Origin of the sequence: Sphingobacterium thalpophilum (genome assembly GCF_038396785.1) — a bacterium.
GTDB classification, from domain to species: domain Bacteria; phylum Bacteroidota; class Bacteroidia; order Sphingobacteriales; family Sphingobacteriaceae; genus Sphingobacterium; species Sphingobacterium thalpophilum_A.
On sequence record NZ_CP151087.1, the window covers coordinates 149,782 to 173,342 of the forward strand.

The window sequence follows — 23,561 nt, forward strand, 5'->3', positions numbered from 1 at the left end:
GATGCTCCCAATCCTGGAAACCGCTCAGTTTATTGCGGTAGTATCTCCTTAGTTTACTGGCTGATATCCCATAGAATGAACTGATGGTCTGAATGCTATGAGCCTGGTTGTCCGCTGATACCTTTTAAAAAAGCTGCGAAATCCTGTGTGATGCGCGTCCCTTTGGCTACTAGTTCCCAATTTCTGTAGACTACTTTATCGGTATCCTGGTTGAGCCACCTGCGGCGCTTGACATGAAGATAGACCTGCATGCCACGGATAGGAAAATCTTGAAGGGTAACGGGTTCGAAAAACCCCTTGGAAATCAACTTCTGGCCTTGATATTCTTCAGGTGTATTATTGAGTTCCTCCAGAAAGATATCCAGTCTTTTTTCTTCTTTGGAATAGTGGGTCATCTCAAAATAATCGGAAACTCCTTCGGGAATAATTAAGGGCATTAACGCGTTAAAAGATTCGTGCATCTGTATAAATATCAAAGCACAAATATCTAATTATTTTTTATCCCCTCCACAACTTTTGTACATGATCCCCGGTAAGCTGGTAGCCCCGATTGCCAGTTTCAGCATTTAACAACGTGTTTAAAATATCCTTTATTAAACTGATAGATTCCTTCGTTTTTAAGAGGCTTTCCCTGCTTTCCATCTGCTTATTTATGCTAATATAAGAGGCTATAGAACCTGTAATTAGCAGTATCATAGAGAGCATTACACCGATCTGAAGATTTCTAATAATTTTTTTGGCATAGGGTGGTTGTTTGCTGTTAAGATACGAAAAAAGTAAATAATTACCTTAGATTTCCTATTGAATACTTTGAATAATAATTCAAGGTGGGCCATGTTACTATTGGCGCCAATAGTATATTGCACTGTTAAGTTGTTATTTTCAGATATTTAATTCGATCATTACACAACTGGAAATGATATTTCAAAACAACGGGACGACCAGGAAATAAAATCATAAAACATGAGGTGATCTGGACGTTGACGGGTAAAAATTGCGTGCGATTATTTATTATTAGAAATTAAAACAATTGACTATTCAATTTGATTTATAAAAAAACGGTCGAATATAGGTTCGGCCGTTACTCAGGAAAAGCTCCCGAACATGGGCATTACTCCAATCTTTTTAATCTGAACAATAACTGTTGGACAGCTTCTTGTGCATCATCAATAATGGATTGTGAGAAGTTTTCTTTAAAAAGTCCTTCTCGTTTGTTTTCAACTTGCTTGTAAAAATCCTCAATGTATTTGATGTAATTAGCCGGTTTTGACGTTTGGGGAATCACGATATCGAGTGTACCTTCCAATGAAAAGGTGGTTTCCACCAGTCTGTCTGTAATATCAATAAGAGACTTAATCGCCTGGTCTAACGAAATATGAGCCTCATAGCTCCCTTTTCCTGTTATCGACCAATGGGTCAGCTTCAATGCGTTTCTGAATGAAATCATTTCACCTAAAAAGTTCGCAATTTCCTGTTTTGAGTGCTGTTGTTTTTTTGCCATGATATTTTACTTTTATTTAAGTCACATTTTTGGTTATTATAACAACATCCTAGCGGTCAAAGTTTTTTTTTTTATTAGAAAAACCGCTAGTGATCAAGAAATCAAGGACATCCGGATGTTCGACTGTATAGTTTTGTGTACCAAAAGGCCTACCCAACGAGGTAGGACGAAATTAGGGGATTGTACTATACTTTTAACTAGCCAATACGTCGTGAATACTGGACGTAATTTCATTTAAATCAAAAGGTTTCGCAATAAATCCGTTTGAGCCAAGTCCTTCGGCAACATCGCGACCATCTACACTTGCGGATAGAACAAGGATAGGTATATTTTTGATTTCGGGTGTATTGCGTATGATTTTAATCAGCTGGTCGCCCGAAAGCACGGGCACCCAGAGATCGAATAACAAAAGATCTGGCTGATATGCTATGAGCTGTTTGGTCAGATTTGTACTGTTTGTTTCGCATAAAACCTGGTATCCCTCCAGATCCAAGAATAAATACAACATCTCAACAATGCCTTGGTCATCGTCACAGATCATTATTTTCTTACTTTCCATCGTTTTCTGTCCTCATTATTGGTAATGTGAAATTAAAAGTAGAACCTTCTCCGGGTTCGCTTTCTACCCAAAGGGTTCCGTTGTGATGCGTTACGATCTCGTGCGATACATAAAGTCCAATACCCAATCGCGGAAATTTCTTTTGGGTATGGCCGGCGCGAAAGAAGCGCTCAAATATTTTTTGCTTGTCGACATTTGCTATTCCCATGCCATAGTCTCGTACAGAGATCTTGACAAAATTGGCAACCCTGTGAATGGCAACGTCAACTCTATTTGAACCCGTTGAATATTTGATCGCATTGGATAACAGATTATTGATTACCTGAATAATTTGCAATTCATCACCGCTAACTGTAGCATCTGTGGAGCCTAATAGGTTTATTTCGTAACCCGGTACACCTACCATTATATTGTTAATGGCCTCCCGAATTGTATGATCTATGGCAAATGGCTCCATGTGGAGATCAATATGGCCAGATTGTATTTTTGAGGTGTCTAGTAGTTTAACGATCAATATATTAAGTCGATCTATATAGGCCGAAATTTTATCCAATGTACTGATAAATTTGCTGTCAGAATGTTCTATACTCAGTCGTTGTAGAATTTGTATAAGCCCCTTAATGGTCGTTAGGGACGTCTTTAGTTCATGACTTGCGACGGACAAAAAATCGTCTTTACGTAGATCCTGTTCTTTTTTCTCGGTTATGTCTTCAATGGCGATCAGGATACGGTCTTTATATTGCCCTTCAAACTCTATGCGATAGGCATTTAATAGCATCACTTTGCGACCGATATGCGGAAATACATGTTCTACTTCGTAGTCAATTACGGGATTGCTGGTTGGTAAAATATGCGTAAGAAGTTCCTTTAACGAGGGGATATCCCATTGCTTATTGCCCAGATCAAATAGTAATTTTCCTACAGTCTCTTCTAAGGAGACATGAAATGATGTCAAAAAATGTTTATTTGCAATCAGCACAGTATAATTGCCATCGAGTACTAGAAGACTTTCGCGAGCCGTTTCAATCATGCTCGAGAGGAAGCTTTCTTTATCTTGCAATTCTTTGGTCCGTTGCTGTATTTTGATCTCAACATTGTTTTTTTTCTCCCGGAGTTCATGTTCGGCCTTTTTACGCGAGGTAATATCATTTTGAACACCAATAAAGTGTGTCACTTGGCCGGCCTCATTCTTCACAGGCGAAATGAAAAGCTCATTCCAAAAAAGCGTTCCGTCGGGATTATTGACCATCGGATTTGTATTTAAATATGGGAAGGCTTTAATTGAAGACAAGGCAAAAGCGATAGTGCAAATGTAAATAACTGCCAAACCTTTCAGACTTTGGCTTTGTTTACTTTATGGATGAATCGGTTAAACTCTTTCGCAAAATGCCGATTACCTCCATTTATCAATAAAGGTTATAAAAGATTACCGAAACTTTAGGACTTTGCCATTTGCACTGACCCTTACACATTTTGGAAATCAGCTATTATCTCTCATTATTTTAAAAAATGGTATGAAAAAAGCAGCAAGTAAAAAGATTCGACCGTTGCAAAAGCAAAAGCGCCCCGGATTAGAAATAAATATGACACCAGTTCCTGACACTTCGCCGTTAAAGTATCCTGCAGAAGGAAAATTGAAAAATAAGGTAGCATTAATTACGGGAGGAGATAGCGGCATTGGGAAAGCTGTAGCTTTGTTATTTGCGAAGGAGGGAGCTGAAATTGTTATTGCCTATCTTAGTGAAACAAAAGATGCAAAACAAACCCAGAAAGAGGTTGAATCCTTCTCAAGAAAATGTACGCTGATTAAAGGTGATTTGGGAAAAGAAAATCACTGTAAAAAAGTAATTGAATTTACAATAAAAACGCATAAGAAAGTTGATATTATCGTTAATAACGCGGGGCTGCATTGGGAAACAGAATCAATTGAAAAAATTACCACTGAACAGCTACATAAGACTTTTCAGAATAATTTCTATTCCTATTTCTGGATTACGAAGTATGCCATGCCTTATCTTAAGAAGGGGGCAAGTATCATTAATACATCCTCGGTGACTGCATATCGAGGCAGTCCAAAGTTGATCGATTATTCTGCAACAAAAGGTGCAATAATTTCTTTTACACGAAGTTTGTCAGCAAATCTTATCGCTAAAGGAATTAGGGTCAATGCTGTTGCGCCCGGTCCGGTATGGACTCCATTGATAGCGTCTTCATTTGATCCTAAAAAGAATTCCGAATTTGGAAGCGACTCCCCAATGGGAAGGGCAGGAATGCCAAATGAAATTGCGCCAAGCTTTCTATTTCTAGCTAGCAAAGATTCACATTTTATGAGCGGTCAGGTTTTACATCCCAATGGCGGAGAAGTCGTCAACGGTTAGCCAATGAATAAGTCACAATCAGATCTGCAAGTCGTCAATCTAATAAGGCTTTCAGTTTTTCAAAATCTTCTCTAATATGGGGTGATTGTCCCGCCAATGGATGAATGACTAAAGAGCCAATTAAATTTGTTGACAAAGGTTAAGTTGCAGTCTTATCTATTTTGGTAATTAATAAGTGGTTTATTTGCAAGTGATTATTGTGTTTTGTCTCAACTTTTATCACCAAACTATCATCCTTTGCTAGACGTTCTTCGTGGGGGAGGGTTTAACAGAACGACAATAATGGCGATAACTAGTAAAACGTTTATATTCCCTGTAGCATAACCTCCAAAGAAACTAAACGCCCAAATAATGACTAAAATAACAGCAATGATATATAATAAATTTCCCATAATATATTTGTTTTTGCAGTAGAACAGCCTTCGATGGATTATGGTTTGAATGGATATAATTTTAACGTTAGTTATTCGTTATCAATCATTAGTTGTTCGTTATCAATAAAGTGTACAGTTTTCAGTGACCAACTACCAAACTGGTTTGCAAATTACACTTTAGAATAAACGTATTTATAACTTTTCCCGTATATAAATACCCTATTGTCTTTTTTTATTATTTGCTTATTTTTTTATCTGTATTTAAAATTAAGCGCAAAAATCCATTAAAATTTGCTTAATAGGCTTTGTAAATAAGGACAACGTATTTTTACCACTAACAATGCTATTTATTTTACATGCAAATTGGCCCTCAAAATTAGCACTCTTCTTGTTATCCTTTTCTTGTAAAATCATTTTAAACAATCAGTTGAATAAAGAAAGAGGATAAGTTATGAACAACCACAATTTAAATGTACTCATCAACGAAAAAAGAAGTTTACTTCATCATTTTGCTGCTAAATTTACTGCTGATCCGGATGAAAAGGAAGACCTGATCCAAGAAACGTGGATACGCGCATTGAAGTCCATAGACAATTTTGTTCAGCATCCGAAGCTAATGAGCTGGTTATATGTAATTATGAAACATACTTACATCAATAAGTATAGAAAAGCAAAGCGCACCACCGAGATTCAAGATCAATATGTGGTCTTGGAAAGTACAAATAAAACTGAACTCAACAAAGGGATCAATAAGTTTATGGCCGAAGATATCGAACGTGCGATGAACAGCTTAACGGCAGAAAACTATGAAATTTTCCGTTTGTTTTTAGATGGTTATAAATACCATGAAATTGCATCCTATTTTGATATGCCAGAAGGTACAATAAAAACTCGAATCCATATGGTAAGAAAAAAGCTGCAAAAACAGCTTAAGGTCTACCGGTTAAATTGAAATCCCAATAAATAAAAACAAGCGCTAACGTTTCAGTTTAGTTTGATTTTTGCAAAAGGCTGACTTTTTAAGGTCAGCCTTTCTTTAGTATACTTTCAAAACAATAGTTCCTTTGCGGAAATCGTATGGTCATCAACTGAACATGATTGCACTCCGACGAAGGTTCATCCCGGCTGCAGCTTTTCAACTATTTTCCAATAGTCCTCTTTTTTATCATAGCGAAGTAGCCAGGTTTCCTGGGGCACTTTCTCTTCCTTATCGGTTGAATGTTCACCCACTGTAATCGTGATCTCTGAAGGAAGAGCGTGGATAATTTCGGCGTAGGCTTTTTCGCCACCGAGGAATTCGATAATCGCTGGCATCGCATTATAACCAATTTCCGGGCTGAATAAGAACTCAGCTATGCCGCCATAATGAATCTCAGTACCATGAAAAATAATACCATTCATAATCTTACAAATTGAAAGTTAAAGTTATAGTGATCTTATCTCAGATCATAAATTTTGGAATTTTGATCTGCGATAATTCTAACAGTCGTATGCCATTTTTGTTTTTTTGGCGATCCAATAATTTATTTTGCAAAAGCAATCTATTTGTTTTTGAGACGTGTTATATCAGTAATTAGAAAGCAGGAGCTTGAGGGTGAAATAGAAAAATTTTCAGACAAAAAGGATTCAAAAAAATAATATATTCATCATGAACGTAAAAAGAATATTTGGAACTCTTCTCACAGTATTGGGTATTGTAGGACTAATCTATACCGGCTATGAATTGATCATGAAAAGTAATGCCTATACGAATTTGGCAGTAGTCGGCATTTTGGCGCTTATTTTCTTCTCATCAGGAATAAGTCTTGTGAAGAACACTAAAGACGAGTCATAAAGGCGGTTCATTTTTGGAAGTCTAATTTTCGGCTTTTGCTAAAAATTAATGAAGGTCGGATTATCTAGTCCGACCTTCGTACATGAATTTTACTTAATATAGTTGAGAATATAAATAACAACTATATACCTCGCATTGTTTTCGTAAAAAGCCTTTTGCTGGTGGCCAAGGTTTTTGTTGTATTTCAACTATTTTTGGGCAGCCTTATCGTTTATGAAACCGCCTGCTATCCCTGTTAATACTTCGTCGGTATCCTTCTCATTGTCTAAGGTTTTTTGGAGCAGTGAAGCTACATCGTCGTGTCCCATCGTTTCTGCAAATGTGCGAAGAGTGCCGTAAGTAGCGATCTCGTAGTGTTCTACTTTCTGTGCTGCAAGGATGAGGCCTGCATCTCTGGTAAAAGTATCCTTTTCTGTGTCAGAAATGATCGAATCGGCTTCATCAAGCAGACCCTGCATAGCGTCACATTTTTTAGCAACAGCTTTTTCTCCCAATTGCTCAAATACCTGTTCAAGAGTTTCTATATGTTTCTGAGTTTCCTTGGTATGCTTTTCAAAAGCAGCAGCGAGTTTTTCGCTAGTTGCCGCTTTCTGCATTTTGGGTAAAGCTTTCACTAAGTGTTTCTCGGCCCAATAAATGTCTTTTAGTTCATCGACGAAAAACTCGTGGAATTCACTGTCTTTCATTTTTCCGGTATTACCAGAAAGTTTTTTTGTGGCATTTTTTGCCGTTACAGATTTTGTAGTTGCTATAATAAAAATTTTAAGTGTTATTGCATAGATAACCCAGCCCAAACCACTTTAGTTCAATAAAAGATATTTAACTGTTACCATATAAAAGCGAAAGCGATATTCTCTTCTTAGGTTTGGTACAATCCTGTTAGCGAAACCTTTCGCACAACAATATTGTTCAGATTAATATTTATCAGGCCATAAAAAGCAATTTGCTAAATCAGAGAAAACCATTTCATATTGAGTTTTGTGCTATATCAAAATCGAATTAACTGGTAGCGTAATATGCATTTTATTATTTACCAATATATTAATTTTTAAAATACCGATCATGGCCGATAATAAATCAAAAAAAGGAAAAACAGCTAGAAATAGATCACCTAAAGATACAGCTATGGGATTAGCTAAATATCGGCAAAAGCGTGCCGAAGAGAAAACACCGGAACCCTTTGGCGGTAAACCAAGTGGAACAGAATTGCGCTTTGTGGTTCAGAAACACGACGCTTCACACCTGCATTATGACTTTCGTCTTGAGATGGATGGTGTTCTGAAAAGCTGGGCGGTACCTAAGGGGCCTTCAGTCGATCCAGGTGTAAAACGTCTTGCTATGATGGTTGAAGACCATCCCTATGATTATCGGAATTTTGAAGGAATCATCCCAAAAGGGCAATACGGCGGCGGTACAGTTATTGTCTGGGACGAAGGAACCTATGCACCTGCTGAAGGCGATTTTAAGGATGTTCCGAAACAAGAAAAAGAACTTTCACATCAGCTGTATTCTGGTAAGCTAAAATTGAAACTCAATGGCAAAAAACTCAAAGGCGAATTTGCTCTTGTTAAAGCCCAGGGCAGGGGAGATAACGGTTGGTTGCTGATGAAACTGGATGATAAATATGCCAGCGAAAAAGACATAACGACGAAAGATAAGTCGGTGCTATCTGGCAAATCCATTGCGCAGATGGAGCAATCTCCATATCATGTATATGGAGAACGTATCATTAAAAAAGACAGTACCGTTAAAGATAAACGCTCTGTAAAAGCCAAAGCATCTGAGCTTATCAATGATCAACTTGATGCAGTTCCTAAAAATAAATCTTCGAAGAAAACAGATCTGCAAGATTTATTGAAAAATACAGCAAAGCAAAAATTCTATTCCCACATTGAGCCCATGCTTGCCACATTGGTCGATAAGCCTTTTGATGATGATGACTGGATCTATGAAGTAAAATGGGATGGGTATCGGGCGGTAGCTTTTATAAACAAAGGGGAAGTGGAATTGAAGTCCCGCAACGATAAAAGCTTTAATGAAAAATTCTATCCCATTTATGACAATTTAAAGGAGCTTGGATTAAATGCCATATTGGATGGGGAAGTAGTGGTGCTTGGTGAAAACGGAAAGGCCAATTTCGGCTCTTTACAAAACTGGCGCAGTGAAGCAGATGGCGATCTGGTTTATTACGTATTTGATATCCTCTGGTACAATGGGCAAGATTTAAAAGATCTTACGCTGTTTGAACGTAAAACTATATTACAGGAAATCTTACCAGAACGGAAAAGCATTCTAGTCAGTGAACATTTTGAAACTTCGGGAACCCAGTTCCTTGAAGAAGCCAGGAAACTGGGCCTTGAAGGAATTATGGCCAAACGAAAAGATAGTATATATCATGTCCATAACCGTTCAAAGGACTGGCTAAAGATCAAGGCGAATAAAAGACAGGAGGTCGTGATAGGGGGATACACGCTGAATGATGACTCCAGTAAATTATTCAGTAGTATTCTTGTAGGTGTCTATGATGGAAAAAAATTAGTCTATACAGGTAAAGTCGGTACAGGTTTCAATGAAAAACTACAGAAGCAGATGATGCAGCTTTTTAAACCGCTTATCATTTCTAAAACGCCTTTCGGGGAAGAACCAGATGTAAACAAACCATCACGCTTTAGACCCAATCCACCACACGCCACGGTGACCTGGCTCAAACCCGAACTCGTCTGTGAGGTTAGTTTTACGGAATTGACAAGTGATGGCGTGATGCGGCATCCTTCTTTTAATGGAATGCGCGAGGACAAAAGTCCTAAGAAAGTTATTTTGGAGGAGGCAGCTCCTATAGCAGAAATATTTAATGACATGGAAGATAAAATAATTGCTCCACGAAGTAAAGGTGAGCGTAAAACGCTATTGAATCCGAAAGATAACACGCAGGTCAAAAAGATCAATGGGCATGAGTTAAAATTCACGAACCTAGATAAGATCTTTTGGCCAAAAGAGGGAATAACAAAAAGAGATCTTATCAATTATTATTATCAGGCAGCTCCATTTATATTGCCTTATTTAAAAGATCGTCCCCAAAGCATGAACAGATTTCCCGATGGTATTGAAGGTGAAGGTTTCTATTTCAAGAACGTAACGGATACTGCTCCAGACTGGGCGGAGACATATTTTTACCATAGCGATACAGATAACAAGGATAAGCATTATCTGGTCGGAAAAGATGAAGCGACACTGCTTTACATGGTCAATCTTGGCTGCATTGAGATGAACCCCTGGAGTAGTACGGTCAAAAAGCCCGAAAATCCATCATTCTGTATTATCGATTTAGACCCGGATAAAAATTCCTTTAATCAGGTCGTTGAGGCAGCACAGGTAACGAAGAGCATCCTAGATGATATGGGCGTTCCAAGTTATTGTAAGACCAGCGGTTCTACTGGCCTTCATATCTATATTCCGCTCGGGGGGAAATACAGCTATGATCAGTCCAAGGAATTTGCCAGGGTGGTTGTCACATTAGTACATAATGAGTTGCCCAAGTTCACCAGTTTAGAACGGTCCATTAAGGATCGGAAAGGAAAAATGTATCTGGATTTTTTACAGAATAGACCCCATGCAACCATTGCTGCGGCCTACGCTGTCCGTCCTAAACCCGGAGCAACGGTATCTATGCCGCTTCATTGGGATGAAGTTAAGAAGGGGCTGAAAATAAGCGATTTTCATCTATTGAATGCCATAGAAAGAATGAATAGCGAAGGTGATATTTTTAAGCCTGTCCTTGGTAAAGGTATTGATCTTAAAAAAGTAATTGAAAAATATACTAAATAAATGCATTTAAACCTCCATGGATAATCCGGAATTAAAAACCAGTAGTAAAAAATCAATTGACCTATTCCTTTAAGCAATAATCATATTATATTGTTCTGGTTTATGGCAGATCATCCGATATACTAGGTTGTCAAAAATATTCCCTTTCATAAAACTTCTGTTGAATCGATAGGTATATTCATTAATATATTCCTGTAGATCTCCAACGTGATGGTACATTCCTCTCAACCAGCTTTTAAAGGTCATGATAACCCTGTGTAGTTCTGGGAAGTTCTCACCTTTCTTACCAGATTTGACACGCTCCATATTTTCGAAATCTTTCAATATCGGCTTATAACCTGTCCATTTGTCGGTGGTCACCTTAGCCTGTGGCTCTATGTTTTGCTTCATGAAGCTACCTAAGTTGATCGCATCGGCTTTGTCTATCACCTTGGCGTAAAAGCGCGAAACTCCGTTGCCTTTCTTTTCTATAGCAACCACCACAAGCTTCTTCTTTCCTTTTTTACGTCCTTTGGAATTTTCATCCTGACCGCCAACAAATGTTTCGTCAACTTCCACAACTCCACGCAAAGGAAATTTACCGCTGCTCTCCATCGCTTTCATCACTTTGCGTTTGAATAACCATGCTACTTTTTGCTTGATCCCTAACTTCCTGCCAAGCTCGGTACTGGCAATACCCTTTTTGTTTGTACTTATGAAGTATACTGCGTAAAAGGCTTTAACTAAAGGAAACTTAACCTTATGGAATAGGGTGCCCGCTGTAGGAGATTCCAAATAACGGCAGCGATTGCACTGACGGTCATGCTCTTTTATTCCCTTGCAAAAACTCCCGTAACCACATTTCTTACATTTGTAACCATCTTGCCATTTCAAAGCCGATAAATAAGCTAAACAATCAGCATCACTGCTAAATTGCGACTGAAAATCGAACAAACTCAACTCTTTTTCTTTATTGCCTACCATACCTAAATTTAATCACCTAAAGATAAGAAAACTAAATTATTTAGCAAAAGGATAGGTCAAAAAATCAATATACAGTGCACTCGCGGCGAATGTATTAATTGCATTAACAAAATTCATTGCGGGATCATTTACAAATAGTTCCTCCATGATTTCAGAGGGTATTCACTCAACGGTAGATACTGCCAATCAATTGCTCATACTTTATGGCTTAAAAAGAAGTAAGAGGCCACCCGACCAGTCTCATCCTTTTGGTTATGGTAAAGAACTATACTTTTGGTCTTTTGTTGTTTCCATTCTGATCTTTGGGCTTGGTGGGGCATTATCCATTTACCAGGGTATAGCTCATATTATGGAACCCGAATTAATGAGCGATCCTTTTTGGAATTATATTGTACTCATACTCTCCTTAATTTTTGAGGGAACTTCTTTTTTTATTGCTTTAAAAGAATTCAATAAAACCCGCAATGGCATGGGTTGGTGGGATGCAATTATTAAGAGTAAAGATCCTTCCAGTTTCCTTGTGGTCTTTGAAGATGGTGCAGCTGTGGCAGGGCTAATAATCGTTATGGTACTCATGGGACTAAGTCATTACTTGCAGATCCCTGAATTAGATGGCCTAGCTTCAGTAATCGTAGGCTTGTTGTTGGTTTTTGTATCCTTTATATTGGCTAGAGAAAGCAGAAGCTTATTAATGGGAGAGGGAATTGCTTCAGAAACAAGATTGAAAATTGCCCAGCTTGCAGAAAAGGATTCGGCTGTTGTAAAAACTAAAAACATACTATCCACTTATCAATCGCCAGAGTACGTTGTATTGATGCTTATTATTGATTTTGAAGATCATCTTGAAACAGAGGAAATCACCGAGGCTATACGTCGGATTCGTGAGGATATAAAAAATGAATTTGAGTTTGTACACTTTGTGATTATTCAACCAGAATGATCCTATACAAGCCCTTTTAACACGCTATCAAAACATCATCTTCAAGCCCATAGCGTCAGAAATGGTGGTAATCCTGACAAATGTAAATACCTGCCAAACCTTCCTGACTTTGGCTTTGTTCACTACGGACCAATCAGTGAGAACTCTTACGCGAAATGCCGAGCCTAATGAAATTGCACCAAGCTTTCTATTTCTAGCTAGCGAAGATTCACATTTTATGAGCGGTCAAGTTTTATATCCCAATGGAGGAGAAGTTGTAAATGGTTAGCGAACGAATCACTCATCATCAGATGGCAAGTCGTTATCTAGCGATCTTTGAAAACCGAGAGGTAACACGCTGCGGCTTCCTGCGCATTTTTGTCAAACTAAAGGTTTCATACCAATCAATAATTTATTCACTTGCGTCCTAAACGTTTAAAAAATGGCGGTGTTTTGATATAGCGAGATCGCTATATTTAAATCACAAAATTATAACACACCACCATGATAAATTTAAATGTTTTTAGTCAGATTTTATCTCTTATCGACCGCGAATTATTCAAAGATTTGGTTTCAAAGCACAAAAGTGACAAACATCAGAAAGGGATCAACAGCTGGACGCATCTAGTCAGTATGCTTTTCTGTCATTTTTCCTCGGCAGATTCGGTTCGTGATATTAGTAACGGTCTACGCAGTACCACTGGTAATCTGAACCACTTAGGTGTAGTAAGAGCTCCAAGTAAGTCTAATATATCCTATATCAACACACACCGTACCCATGAACTTTTCAAAGATCTTTACTATTCTGTTTTGGATAGGCTTTGGCAAAAGGACACCCATTTTCGCAAAGATCTTGTTCAGCTAAAGCGTAAAGTATATCTGATGGATGCAAGCATCATCCCCTTATGTCTATCTGTATTTGACTGGGCAAAGTTTCGCAGCACCAAAGGTGCCGTAAAGCTGCACACTGTCTTGGATTATGATGGCTGCCTACCTGTTTTTATGCAGATTACCGATGGAAAAGTACATGAGAGCCAGCGAGCCGGTAGTTACAGTTTTTCCAAGGGAAGCGTGGTGGTAGTGGACCGTGGCTACGTGGATTACAGCTGGCTTGGGGATTTGGACAGCAGGGGGTGTTACTTCGTTACCAGGAGTAAAGTTAATATGAAGTACAAGGTTATCAAGTCCTATCAGAGTGAAGCACTCATGGAAAAGGGGATCCTTAAGGATGAGCTCATTGAGCTATCCGGTGCTGCCTGCAATAAATACAACGGCAAGCCGCTACGCCTAGTCCACTTTTGGGACAGCACCACTGGCAATGAGTACCACTTTTTGACCAATAATACGAAGTGGAAGGCTTCTTTGGTGGCAAACATCTATAAACAACGCTGGCATATCGAAGTCTTCTTCAAGCATCTAAAGCAGCGCTTAAAAGTATCGACATTCATAGGGACTTCTGAAAATGCAGTGATGATCCAGATCTGGACTTCACTCATTGGCATATTACTGTTAAAATACTTACAAAAAAAGGCCAAATATGACTGGAACCTGTCCAATCTGGTCGCATTCATCAGAATGAATATCTTCGTGAAGATAAACATCTGGCAATGGATAGATGATCCCTTTCTCAGGCCGCCTATAAAAGGAAAAAAGGGACAGCTAAAGATCTTCGCAGATTGAAAAATAGGGGTCAATATCGAAATGATGAAAAAAGCTATGCCTGTACCACAGAAATCCAATCCTAAAATTTATTTAGGACAGATGTGATATGATATAAAACATGAAAATGATAATAACTTTTCACATATGGAATTTTTTTCTGAACTGAGAAATTTAAATGTCGAACATTTGGGACAGGTTAAGGAAGGGATTCTAGAAGTCGATGGAACCTTAAGCGTTTTATTTTATGCGGATAATGATGTGAGATATGGGCTACCATTATTCCCATCATCTTACAAAATGATTGATGTATCCAGTTCCGAAGGGCCATTTGCATGCATGTATTGCGGTCATGTTTTATTTAGTTTTGAGAATGATTCCCAGTCATGTCCAAGATGCAATAAAATACAATGGAGCATAGCCTTGAATTCACGAAGAGTTTAGAGTAAATAATACCATGTATTATTTGAACAGATCATAGGGTGATACAGTGCGACCGTTTTTATTCGAAGCATTCTTTGGATAGATAGTCGTAAGATTTGGCAGCATAGCATACTCAAAAGCTATTCACCTTTGAATAGTATGCATATGGTAGACGTATTTTAGTCTTTATTCATTTTGACAATCGACTGGATTTAATAATATTATATAAATTGTAAAGTCTTTGAGAGGATGTCCTTGGCTCCGTAATTTTTATTTAACCGCCTGGTTTAGATTATTGAACGTACGATTTATTTATAAGATCTTGTTTTCAAAAAAATAGAGACTAGATTTTTAATAATCTGCCATCTATCTATCTTAGCATTATAAAGCAATTGCCAAGAGCTGTCCAAAATCTTGCTTCCTTTATGACAGTGGTATTCGCCAATGTGAACTCTAAGCCAAGAGGTGCTATCCCTTATAATCTCTGCATAGGCTTTTTCTCCCGTATCAAAAACTGCGATTGCCTGGGTGGGTACTTCGGTCACTTCGGGTTCAAACAGAAATTCCGCGCGGCAACCTAGATCGGCGAAATTTCCATGAAAGATTATTCCATTCATATAGCAAGGGCTTAAAAGAAAAAACTGTTGAGAGCACAATCATTGGATAAAAGCTCATCTATTAACAACGTCTAAATTAGCTATTTGTTTTTTTTGCCTAAAAGTATGCACTTTATGCAATGCATTTTCATCGCATCCTGAACGTGTTTTTACTTTTTATACTGTATATATGCGTGTTTTGGCGATTTCGGAGCTGTCGGATGAACGAATAAACTTTTGCCGCTGTTTATTTAACGAGCAATGTGATGAAGATGTGACAGCACTACTTTCTATGGGCATATGATAGCTGGGCTCAACCAAGTTGAGCCTATTTTTTTAAAAACGATGAAATTATGGAAAATTTTAAAAAGATCAATCGGCGCCGGGCAATCGGCGCTTTAGGGACCGGAATTTTTGCATTTAGCCTTACCGGCAATTGGAGTAATGCAGCCACTCCGCAGATAGCTTATAAGGAAGATGATCCCATAAATAAAAATCCTAAACCTCCTTTCAAAGCGCAGTCACAGCCCTGGCCCGGGCTCTGCAGTAAAATTGATCCGAGGCCAGATCATGGCGAAAAATCCTACAAAGGATCAGGAAGGCTCAACGGGCGAAAAGCCTTAATAACGGGTGGTGACTCAGGTATGGGACGTGCAGCTGCCATCGCATACGCTCGGGAAGGGGCCGATGTGGCAATTAATTACCTCCCCGAGGAGGAAGCAGATGCACAAGAAGTCATTGCGCTGATCAAAGAAGCTGGTCGCAAGGCTGTGGCGATTCCTGGCGATCTTCGAAAAGAGGAGTTTTGTGGGCAACTTATTGAAGATGCTGTTCAGCATCTTGGTGGACTGGATATTCTCATAAGTAATGCCGCAAGGCAGCAAACAAAAGCTTCGATAGCCGATATTACAACCGAAGAGTTTGACGCAACGATGAAAACAAATATTTATGCGCCTTTTTGGTTAATCAAAGCAGCACTTCCTCATTTAAAGGCCGGCGCCGTTATTATTGGGACCACATCTGTTCAAGCGGCAGATCCTTCAGCGGATCTCTACGACTATGCGCAGACGAAAGCGGCAACAACCAATTATATACGTTCTCTGGCCAAACAATTGGGACCGCGAGGCATCCGGGTCAACGGGGTCGCGCCAGGCCCAATTTGGACAGCGCTACAGGTGAGTGGTGGAGCGACCCAAGAGAAGCTCGTTAACTTCGGAGGCGATACGCCATTGGGCAGACCCGGGCAGCCAGCAGAGCTAGCATCAATCTATGTGCAGCTGGCAGCTGCCGACGCTAGTTATGCAAATGGTCAGATTTATGGGGCTGCTGGTGGCGGTGGTCAACCTTAGCGGGAATATTCCCAGATCATGGGGATTTTTATGGGCTATGATAGGCTTAATACATCCAATTGCATATAAAAAATGAGCAGCCCTATAAATCTATACCGTATATAATATTACTAATATTATTAGTAATATTGTAAAATGAAACCGCTAGAAATCTTTTGCCGAAATCGGGTAATGTACGCTCAAATTACCGTGCATGATAAAAGCATGGGCATGAAAGATTATCATCTTCACAACAAAAATGGTCTTGCTTTTTATGTTTTCAGGAAATCTCAGGGAGAGTGGCAATTGGCATTCGGTGTACTCGCCGATGACATCAAGGAAGCGTGCATTGATGCCCTTATACTTCGCTTTGATACGGATGTGCCTGAGTTGTTTTATCATCATGGAAAACGCCAGGTCGTGGAAGTTCGGGCCAAGAAATACAGCCTTTGGCATATTTATCTCAACAATGCTTATGTAGGAAGTATTCAATATTATACGTTCACTAAGCAGTTCAATTACCACCTTGATGACAATTGCTTATTGACCGATGATCATGTGCAAAAGTATATAGTCCTGATACAACGTGGGGAATTAAAGTGGATAAAGGACGATATTCGATGAAAAAGGATATAAAAGGAATAAAAAACCTTGAGTCTGGGAGGGGCGAATCCTGTTTGGTTTTAAAAAAATATTTATCGGAGAAATGTTTTGTTATATCCAAAAATACTTCTCGATCGGCAATTGAGAATAAGAGCATTTCGGTAAAAAAAGTTGGTCGCATTTCTCCTTTTGTCCAACCCAAAGTCTTTTTGCTATCTCTTTAATGAGGCAATTGAGTGTTTGGTATGCTCGTTCTTTACTGATATATAACTCGGTATCTATTTTGCTAATATACTTTTTGTTGCTTAGCGATGTTTTATCTGGAGCAACATATTTATGTACATATTTTAGTCGGATAAGCGTATCCATATTGAAAGCGGAAATTTTAGAATTGCGGCCGTCTGGGATTGGGAAAAATTTATGACCCGCATTTTGAGAGAGTAATATCCAATTTAGGGAGTAAGCAACACGAGAATCATAAATAATGCATTCTTCGGGGAACGTATATGCCGCAACTTTTGAGATACTCGCAATACGCTCAAATTTGGCTACTCGACTTTTGAGAAATTCCTGTATTAATAGTTTGGTACTTTCTTCATTTGCGGCTTTAATACCACCCCATTCTTTAATAATCCACATTGTCAACTTTTCAAACAATATGGAGTCATTAGTATGAGCATCAATTAAATGCGGACGCAAGATAGCTTTTAGTGTTACTTATTTTTCATAGAAACTTTTACTATTTAGTTCATCTACCATTTCTTGCGCCAGGATTTGCAGTGGAATTAGTGCTGCCATTCACAAACCGGATAAGTGCATCAAAATTGGCGAAGAGCCACTCCAAATTACCATTTACACCTCCGCACTTTTGTGCAATGCAACAAGGATTGCTGTAGCGCAGAATCATCCATCTGGAACATTGAGACCAAGCACACCAGATAGAACATTAACCTGTTTTGTAAACAAAGGAAGCCTGTCCAAATTCATTTACAGAACTTTGACAGACTTCCATTTTAGAATAATTGTAGTATGTTTATTTAGCAGCTAAAACGTCCAATTTCTCAATAGATGGCGGATTAGCTAACAATTCTGGTGCATTTTCCATAAGTGCCTTTGCTATCTTACCACCAAGATGTGCTTGTCTGCCTTCTTCATCTGAAAATGTGTCATAAATGCCAAATGTAGAAGAGTCAAGACGAAACGCATACCAAGTAATAGTGCCGACTTCTTCATTAGCAAGTGGCAACGCACTTGTAATAAACTCTTCAACGTTTTTTTCTTTTCCAGCTTTTGCTTCTAGTCGAACTAATAATCCTAATTTTTTCATATATGTTTATCTTTTTTAAATTACACATTTTTATAACAAATGTAGCTCATTTAAGTTTTTCAGGATTTTTTATTTGGTTCAAAAACTTATGAAAAAAGGTCAACTAGCGTTATAACGTAGCCTTTGGGGATATCAATAAACCCATCTTAACTTACTGTATTAGAATGTTAGAATCCCTGCATCAAACTGCCTAAAATAACGCTATTGTATGGACCCTTTTTAATTCACCCCAAGATTCTTTATCAAATTCTTCGCTATCTTACCATTGTTGTTGATTAAACGTTCTAACATAGGCTTGGTTTAGTATGTTAAAAATGTGGAAAAGATCTAACCTAAACTATCGTCAAGCAATACATATTTGTAACCTCTCAGACATTAAAACGGAGGTTTATTGAGATTATTCGATATCCTTGTCTATTTCGGAGATGCTGGGGCAGGGATTTCGGAGTCATTGGGCCAATTATTTCGCTAGTCATTGGGGCACTTTCCGATTACAATAATATACAATTTGATTAAGATTCCAATTTCTTTTTTCTACGATAGGATTCACCTGTCAATTCTACTCTATGTGAGGAGAATGTTACCCTGTCAAGTATAGCATCAGCAATCGTACTTTCACCGATTAGTCCATGCCATTTTTCTACGGGGATCTGAGTAGCTATTATTAATGAGGCGCTATTATAACGATCTTCTATGATATCCAAAAGTGCTGTCCTTGCGTGCTGATCTATGGAAGTAAGTCCAAAGTCATCGAGTATTAGTAATTCTGCTCTTTCGATCTTTTTGAGTAACTTATGGTATGTGCCATCCAATCTGGCGATTTTCACCATATCAAAGAACCTGCCTGTATTGAGATAGAGCGTCTTATACAACATCTGACAGGCTTTAACTCCGATACACTGCGCAAGGAAGCTTTTTCCTGAACCGGCAGAGCCTGTTAATATTATGTTTTCTTTACGGTTTATAAACCCCAGAGAAAGGAGTCTCTCAAACATATTTCTGTCAAGGTTTCTGGAAGGGTTGTAATCAATGTCAGTGGCAGCAGCTTTTTCCTTGAATGAAGCCCTGTAGATCAGATTATCAATATTCTTATTCTGTCTAGCTTCCCATTCTGCATCGATAATGGTCGCTAGGAAGTCATCCAGGCTCATTTCACGATAAAGATTATCACTCAGACTACTTCGATAAAGCTCGGCCATGGTGATCATACGCATCTTGCGCATTTTTTCGATTGTTGTGTTCTCATTCATATTATCATTTTTAATGTTGTTTACTATCTGTAAATCGAGGTGTCCCGTAGATTTTCATGCTCAGGGATATGGAAGGTCTGTTGTACTTCCTCTTCTAGAGTGTCAAGTTTATTTTTAAGGATATTGACTATCGTTTGGTAAGATGATTTATGATGGAAAAGACCTCTCTTACAGGCGTTTTCAACGCGGGAAACGCTATGGGTTTTCACAAGAGCAAGTATTCCCTGTGCCTGTTTATACCCTAGTTCAGGGTAGCTATACTGTGCAATTAGTTGGCGGATATATTGTTGTGCAGATGGTCCAACAGCTTCGGCCCGCTGTTCAAAGTACATCGGACTCCAGTGGTTATAAACCTGATGTGAAGAAGGCATATGATCTGCGATGGTGGCATAGTTACCCGGTCGAAAGCACCGCTGATGCTTTGCTATACGCTGAAAGTTATAAAAGACCTCAACAGTGTCATTGTTATATTGAACTTCTACATGATGGCCAATATAACGGTGAGGTACACTATAGTAGTTTCTATCAGCATTGAGATATATATGCGATATCTTCTGCACTTTTGCTCGTCTAAAGTACCGCAAGTTATAGGTTGATAAAGGTAACGGGGTTAGGTGTTCTTTTTCCATATCAATAAATTGGCTCCTCCTAGTGGAGCCTCCATGTGAGAACAAATAATCATTATATAACACCAACTGTTCTGCTATGGCTACATTAAGTTCTTTCAAACTAAAGAAGGTCTGTTTGTCCAGTGGGTAAAAGATACGCTGGTAGACCAATGTTACACTACGTTCTACAAGAGCTTTATCTTGTGGGTGATATGGGCGGGCAGGATCTACTACACAACTATGAAAGAGTGCAAAGTCGGCAAGTGTTTTATTGATTTCTGGGGCATATTTGGAGCCTTTACTCACGGCTGATTTAAGATTGTCAGATACAATAGCCTGCGGCACGCCACCAGACCACTGCAAACAGCTATTAAGGCAATCGATAAAATCTTCACGTTTTTGGCTTGCAACGGCTTTTACAAACGTATATTGACTGCAGGGATAGACGGCAACGAAGATTTCGACAGGGATAACCTCTCCTGTACCTCTATCAACATAGGACATCTTTTTGCCTGTAAAGTCTACGAAAAGTTTTTCACCCGCTTTATGATCCAGTTTCCCCGAAGCTTTGATCTTGCCTCTCCACTTTCTGTAATGGGTGGTAAATTGGGTATAGCGGTAACCATCAGGATATTCAAGTAGGTAATTTTGCCATAACGTCTGCAAGGTGGCCCCAGGGCGCTTAAGCTCTTGCTGTATCTTACTGAACTGAGATGACAGGTGTTCATATCGCATCTTTTCGGTTTGGTCATCCTGGGTAAAAAGATCATGAAGATTTGCATCATCCATAGCTAGAAGTTCAGCATGATCTAATTCTAGTACTTTAAACCGCTTAATATAGCTGTCCACCGTTTTACGGTTGATGTTCATTATCTGGGCAACCTTACGGTTACTAAGTCCTTTTTTCTTTAGAAGGATAAGTGTTCTGAGTTCCATTTTGTCTTTCCGTTGTCCTGCCATGCTGTGATCATATGATTATACAACAGCAACTTAAGCAGTTTAATGGAAAGTGGCCCAACGACCTCCGAATTTAAGAAGATTATTTGGCCCATTGACCTCCGAAATAATTGGCAAATCAAACCGAATCAACTGGCCCATTGACCTCCGTTATAGACAATCCTTAATTAGCATGATTAATTTTAAAAGATGTTGTATCAAAAACTTGTATCAATAAACAAAGTTTCATGAATTTATATCACATGAGTTTAATGTAACTAAATATGAAAATTGGGTATGCAACTGGAAAACCACTTGAACGAAGAGAAAGCTTCGGGCAATAGCAATCGTCGAAATGGCAAGACAAAAAAGACAGTCCGAGGTCTCAATACCGAAACTTTTGAGCTGGAGACAGGTCGGGATAGATCGGTAAGGTTCGAGCCTAAAGTAGTACCTAACAGACAATTAATTATCACTGAACAGCTTGAGGGACACGTGTTGAGCATGTATGCCCATCTCCCGCTAGTTGAACTGAATTAGGAAAAAACTCTTCAAATCCGAATTGACCTACTCCGTCAAATGTGATTTCTTCAATTCCAAAAAATTCAAAGCCGCTAGCAAATTGTAGCAATTCTCTTATCTCTGGCGGAATTTGTCCTGTTGGCAATCTTTGGCTAATTCGTCAATTTGTTGATTTGTCAAACCTTCTTTTAATTCTACTTTATATTCGTCTCCATCTTCTTAAATATATTGTTCGGTCGAAATGGAAGTTAGTTTTTCCGTAGGTGTCATAAATGCAATTGTGTTTTCTTGATGTGTCGTGTTATGCTTGTAGGTAACTGGCGCGGCGACTTGTCGTAGCTGTATCGAAGATACGAAAGTGGAGCTGTTTTGCCAAGTCACTTGTTATAATTTAGTGTATGCGCCATTAAATGAGGAATCTGAAGCTATCGGAATTTTTATGGAGATACCGCTAGCTATTGACAAGGAATTGAGATTTTTTGAACTTGAGAAAGCCTTGAATACAATTGCTTATTGACTTATGATCACGTGCAAAAGTATATAGCCCTGATACAACGTGGGGAATTAAAGTGGATAAAGGACGATATTCGATGAAAGAGGATAGAAAGTTCGAATGTGACGTGTGTGGTCAAAAGTTACCCCAAATTACGAAGCATGGTGGTGCATTGAAAACTTTATCGATTTACCACAGGGACGGAATAGCGCTTTAGATTTCGAGGTACATGCAGGCGAAGTCAAAGTCCGACTGGAATTTTTGCCAAGGAATAGATGGTCTATCTAAAAGCAGTGAAGCATGAAGCCACTCGGTATGATATATCAGATATTTATATGTAGTGGTAAGGCTATTTTAATCAAGAGACAGAAGAGAAACTCCAGATAATAAATATACGCGTTAAGGAATTAAAGATTTTTTGGCGTATAGCCGGGGGCCTAGTTAAATAGTTTACAGAAGAAACTATTTTGGTAAATTCATAAGTAGTTCCTTTGCAGGTACTTCTTGTATTTTTCCGTCAACTTTTACCACCAAACTCTCACCCTTTGCTGCACTTTCTTCGGCTAGTTTTCGTAAAGCCTTTTGCACTCCTAAACGAATTCGTTCAGCAAGATTAATATTTTCAATATTTACCTTATCGTTCATTATAGTATTTCGATTTTAGTGTTGACCAAATTTCGCTATTTGAAACGAATTCTCCAAATTTATCACCCTGAGCAATAATTTCGGGGATTAAATCCATGTTATCAAACACCAACCAGCGATCACATATTGGAATATAAATGTTAAACAAATTTTCTAAACCACGATGATAACGTCTTTCTATCACATCAGATGGAATATTGTGTCCTCCGTTTTCTACTCTTTTCTTTACACGTTGTATGGCTAGTGCAGGGGAGTCGAGCCAAAAATAGAGCACAGTTACTGAATAGCCTATTTTTTGAGCTTCGATTACTGAATTTTTATAGCTTCGAGTCGAAAGCGTTGTTTCAAATGCAAAATCAGCTCTAGTCTTCATTAACTCCGTAATACGCTCTAACATAATTCGACCAGCTGATACAGCTACGCTCTGTGGATTGAAAGGAGAAATACCTGCTGCTATATTGTCGGCATTTACAAACTATCTGCAATCTAATATCTCAGGTAACACAGTGTAACTAGCGGTTGTTTTTCCGGCTCCATTGCACCCAGAGATAATGTAGATATTTGGCATATGCGTTTTTTTGTCAAAATAGGGAAAATTGATAGAATTTTAATTTCTTATTTTAAATTGGTTATTTCGGTGTGGTTCTTCTGTATTTATGTTTTCCAAATCTTTTTAAGAAAGATTTTTGTAGACGGAAATTACCTTTTAAGATTATTTGGCGCTTATTTGCTCTCTTCTAAAGGGAAAGTGGCGCAAAGCAGTAGTCACACTTTCTATTTCTTGTTCCAAAGAATTCGATATCTCGAAGGTCAATGCT

Annotated in this window: 27 protein-coding genes; 12 read left to right on the forward strand and 15 right to left on the reverse strand. The window is 38.5% G+C overall.

Translation table 11 applies throughout. The features are described 5' to 3' along the window. Window positions 1-95: 95 nt before the first annotated feature. From AACH28_RS00630 to AACH28_RS00645, 4 genes are all read right to left on the reverse strand, one after another. On the reverse strand, window positions 96-461 hold the full coding sequence (locus AACH28_RS00630) for a transposase (RefSeq protein WP_149525777.1): 366 nt from the start codon (window positions 459-461) through the stop codon (window positions 96-98). 650 nt (window positions 462-1,111) lie between these two features. Further along, on the reverse strand, window positions 1,112-1,501 hold the full coding sequence (locus AACH28_RS00635) for a DUF5856 family protein (protein WP_341831934.1): 390 nt from the start codon (window positions 1,499-1,501) through the stop codon (window positions 1,112-1,114). A gap of 193 nt (window positions 1,502-1,694) precedes the next feature. Next, entirely contained in the window at window positions 1,695-2,060 is a 366-nt protein-coding gene (locus AACH28_RS00640; protein WP_341831935.1) for a response regulator, read from the reverse strand. After that, on the reverse strand, window positions 2,050-3,309 hold the full coding sequence (locus AACH28_RS00645) for an ATP-binding protein (protein WP_341831936.1): 1,260 nt from the start codon (window positions 3,307-3,309) through the stop codon (window positions 2,050-2,052). The genes AACH28_RS00640 and AACH28_RS00645 overlap by 11 nt, the downstream gene beginning before the upstream one ends. Window positions 3,310-3,574: 265 nt before the next feature. Here AACH28_RS00645 and AACH28_RS00650 point away from each other — a divergent pair, with 265 nt between their 5' ends. Then, the gene (locus tag AACH28_RS00650) at window positions 3,575-4,438 is read left to right on the forward strand and encodes an SDR family oxidoreductase (protein ID WP_341831937.1); all 864 of its coding nucleotides are present in this window, start codon (window positions 3,575-3,577) and stop codon (window positions 4,436-4,438) included. 230 nt (window positions 4,439-4,668) lie between these two features. On the opposite strand, the gene AACH28_RS00655 is transcribed toward AACH28_RS00650, so the two are convergent. Next, window positions 4,669-4,830: a lmo0937 family membrane protein gene (locus tag AACH28_RS00655; RefSeq protein ID WP_341831938.1), complete on the reverse strand. Its 162-nt coding sequence runs from the start codon at window positions 4,828-4,830 to the stop codon at window positions 4,669-4,671. Between the two features lie 433 nt (window positions 4,831-5,263). Between AACH28_RS00655 and AACH28_RS00660 the strand changes: the two genes are divergently transcribed. Beyond that, complete coding sequence (locus tag AACH28_RS00660) at window positions 5,264-5,764, forward strand: RNA polymerase sigma factor (RefSeq protein ID WP_341831939.1); 501 nt, start codon at window positions 5,264-5,266, stop codon at window positions 5,762-5,764. Between the two features lie 164 nt (window positions 5,765-5,928). Here AACH28_RS00660 and AACH28_RS00665 read toward each other — a convergent pair whose 3' ends face one another. Next, window positions 5,929-6,213, reverse strand: a complete 285-nt coding sequence (locus tag AACH28_RS00665; RefSeq protein WP_341831940.1) for a hypothetical protein — start codon at window positions 6,211-6,213, stop codon at window positions 5,929-5,931. A gap of 247 nt (window positions 6,214-6,460) precedes the next feature. Between AACH28_RS00665 and AACH28_RS00670 the strand changes: the two genes are divergently transcribed. Next, the gene (locus AACH28_RS00670; protein ID WP_341831941.1) at window positions 6,461-6,646 is read left to right on the forward strand and encodes a hypothetical protein; all 186 of its coding nucleotides are present in this window, start codon (window positions 6,461-6,463) and stop codon (window positions 6,644-6,646) included. 188 nt (window positions 6,647-6,834) lie between these two features. Here AACH28_RS00670 and AACH28_RS00675 read toward each other — a convergent pair whose 3' ends face one another. After that, the gene (locus tag AACH28_RS00675; RefSeq protein WP_341833092.1) at window positions 6,835-7,398 is read right to left on the reverse strand and encodes a ferritin-like domain-containing protein; all 564 of its coding nucleotides are present in this window, start codon (window positions 7,396-7,398) and stop codon (window positions 6,835-6,837) included. Window positions 7,399-7,708: 310 nt separating this feature from the next. On the opposite strand from AACH28_RS00675, the gene ligD reads away from it, so the two are divergent. After that, window positions 7,709-10,471 (forward strand): DNA ligase D, encoded by a 2,763-nt coding sequence (gene ligD, locus AACH28_RS00680; protein WP_341831942.1) that lies wholly within the window; start codon window positions 7,709-7,711, stop codon window positions 10,469-10,471. A gap of 69 nt (window positions 10,472-10,540) precedes the next feature. On the opposite strand, the gene AACH28_RS00685 is transcribed toward ligD, so the two are convergent. Beyond that, a complete protein-coding gene (locus AACH28_RS00685; protein ID WP_286736520.1) occupies window positions 10,541-11,434 on the reverse strand; it encodes an IS1595 family transposase in 894 nt (297 codons plus the stop codon). 67 nt (window positions 11,435-11,501) lie between these two features. Here AACH28_RS00685 and AACH28_RS00690 point away from each other — a divergent pair, with 67 nt between their 5' ends. From AACH28_RS00690 to AACH28_RS25455, 4 genes are all read left to right on the forward strand, one after another. Beyond that, window positions 11,502-12,374 (forward strand): cation diffusion facilitator family transporter, encoded by an 873-nt coding sequence (locus AACH28_RS00690; protein WP_341833093.1) that lies wholly within the window; start codon window positions 11,502-11,504, stop codon window positions 12,372-12,374. A gap of 61 nt (window positions 12,375-12,435) precedes the next feature. Continuing rightward, window positions 12,436-12,642 (forward strand): SDR family oxidoreductase, encoded by a 207-nt coding sequence (locus AACH28_RS00695; RefSeq protein ID WP_341831943.1) that lies wholly within the window; start codon window positions 12,436-12,438, stop codon window positions 12,640-12,642. Between the two features lie 215 nt (window positions 12,643-12,857). Continuing rightward, window positions 12,858-14,033 carry an IS4 family transposase gene (locus AACH28_RS00700; RefSeq protein WP_341830984.1) on the forward strand — a complete coding sequence of 392 codons (1,176 nt, stop codon included), beginning with the start codon at window positions 12,858-12,860 and terminating at the stop codon, window positions 14,031-14,033. A 93-nt stretch (window positions 14,034-14,126) separates the two neighbouring features. Continuing rightward, a complete protein-coding gene (locus tag AACH28_RS25455) occupies window positions 14,127-14,456 on the forward strand; it encodes a YetF domain-containing protein (protein WP_407073637.1) in 330 nt (109 codons plus the stop codon). A gap of 287 nt (window positions 14,457-14,743) precedes the next feature. Here the strand turns inward: AACH28_RS25455 and AACH28_RS00705 are convergent, their stop codons facing one another. After that, window positions 14,744-15,052 carry a hypothetical protein gene (locus tag AACH28_RS00705; protein WP_341831944.1) on the reverse strand — a complete coding sequence of 103 codons (309 nt, stop codon included), beginning with the start codon at window positions 15,050-15,052 and terminating at the stop codon, window positions 14,744-14,746. 332 nt (window positions 15,053-15,384) lie between these two features. Here AACH28_RS00705 and AACH28_RS00710 point away from each other — a divergent pair, with 332 nt between their 5' ends. Together AACH28_RS00710 and AACH28_RS00715 are read left to right on the forward strand one after the other, a co-directional pair. Beyond that, entirely contained in the window at window positions 15,385-16,380 is a 996-nt protein-coding gene (locus tag AACH28_RS00710) for an SDR family oxidoreductase (RefSeq protein WP_341831945.1), read from the forward strand. A 135-nt stretch (window positions 16,381-16,515) separates the two neighbouring features. Then, a complete protein-coding gene (locus AACH28_RS00715) occupies window positions 16,516-16,983 on the forward strand; it encodes a hypothetical protein (RefSeq protein ID WP_341831946.1) in 468 nt (155 codons plus the stop codon). A gap of 90 nt (window positions 16,984-17,073) precedes the next feature. On the opposite strand, the gene AACH28_RS00720 is transcribed toward AACH28_RS00715, so the two are convergent. Then, on the reverse strand, window positions 17,074-17,601 hold the full coding sequence (locus AACH28_RS00720; RefSeq protein WP_341831947.1) for a hypothetical protein: 528 nt from the start codon (window positions 17,599-17,601) through the stop codon (window positions 17,074-17,076). Between the two features lie 211 nt (window positions 17,602-17,812). On the opposite strand from AACH28_RS00720, the gene AACH28_RS00725 reads away from it, so the two are divergent. Continuing rightward, window positions 17,813-18,010: a JAB domain-containing protein gene (locus AACH28_RS00725; RefSeq protein ID WP_341833094.1), complete on the forward strand. Its 198-nt coding sequence runs from the start codon at window positions 17,813-17,815 to the stop codon at window positions 18,008-18,010. On the opposite strand, the gene AACH28_RS00730 is transcribed toward AACH28_RS00725, so the two are convergent. From AACH28_RS00730 to istA, 3 genes are all read right to left on the reverse strand, one after another. Then, entirely contained in the window at window positions 17,996-18,289 is a 294-nt protein-coding gene (locus AACH28_RS00730; protein WP_341831948.1) for an antibiotic biosynthesis monooxygenase, read from the reverse strand. The two genes, AACH28_RS00725 and AACH28_RS00730, sit on opposite strands and share 15 nt — an antisense overlap. A gap of 512 nt (window positions 18,290-18,801) precedes the next feature. Next, entirely contained in the window at window positions 18,802-19,539 is a 738-nt protein-coding gene (istB, locus tag AACH28_RS00735; protein WP_034737329.1) for an IS21-like element helper ATPase IstB, read from the reverse strand. Window positions 19,540-19,562: 23 nt separating this feature from the next. Next, window positions 19,563-21,107, reverse strand: a complete 1,545-nt coding sequence (istA, locus tag AACH28_RS00740) for an IS21 family transposase (RefSeq protein WP_034737327.1) — start codon at window positions 21,105-21,107, stop codon at window positions 19,563-19,565. Between the two features lie 273 nt (window positions 21,108-21,380). On the opposite strand from istA, the gene AACH28_RS00745 reads away from it, so the two are divergent. Beyond that, window positions 21,381-21,623, forward strand: a complete 243-nt coding sequence (locus AACH28_RS00745) for a transposase (protein WP_341831949.1) — start codon at window positions 21,381-21,383, stop codon at window positions 21,621-21,623. 937 nt (window positions 21,624-22,560) lie between these two features. On the opposite strand, the gene AACH28_RS00750 is transcribed toward AACH28_RS00745, so the two are convergent. Together AACH28_RS00750 and AACH28_RS00755 are read right to left on the reverse strand one after the other, a co-directional pair. Next, window positions 22,561-22,743 (reverse strand): hypothetical protein, encoded by a 183-nt coding sequence (locus AACH28_RS00750; protein ID WP_028069684.1) that lies wholly within the window; start codon window positions 22,741-22,743, stop codon window positions 22,561-22,563. Next, a complete protein-coding gene (locus AACH28_RS00755; RefSeq protein ID WP_407073629.1) occupies window positions 22,733-23,140 on the reverse strand; it encodes a zeta toxin family protein in 408 nt (135 codons plus the stop codon). Before AACH28_RS00755 ends, AACH28_RS00750 begins: the two co-directional genes overlap by 11 nt. Between the last annotated feature and the right edge of the window lie 421 nt (window positions 23,141-23,561).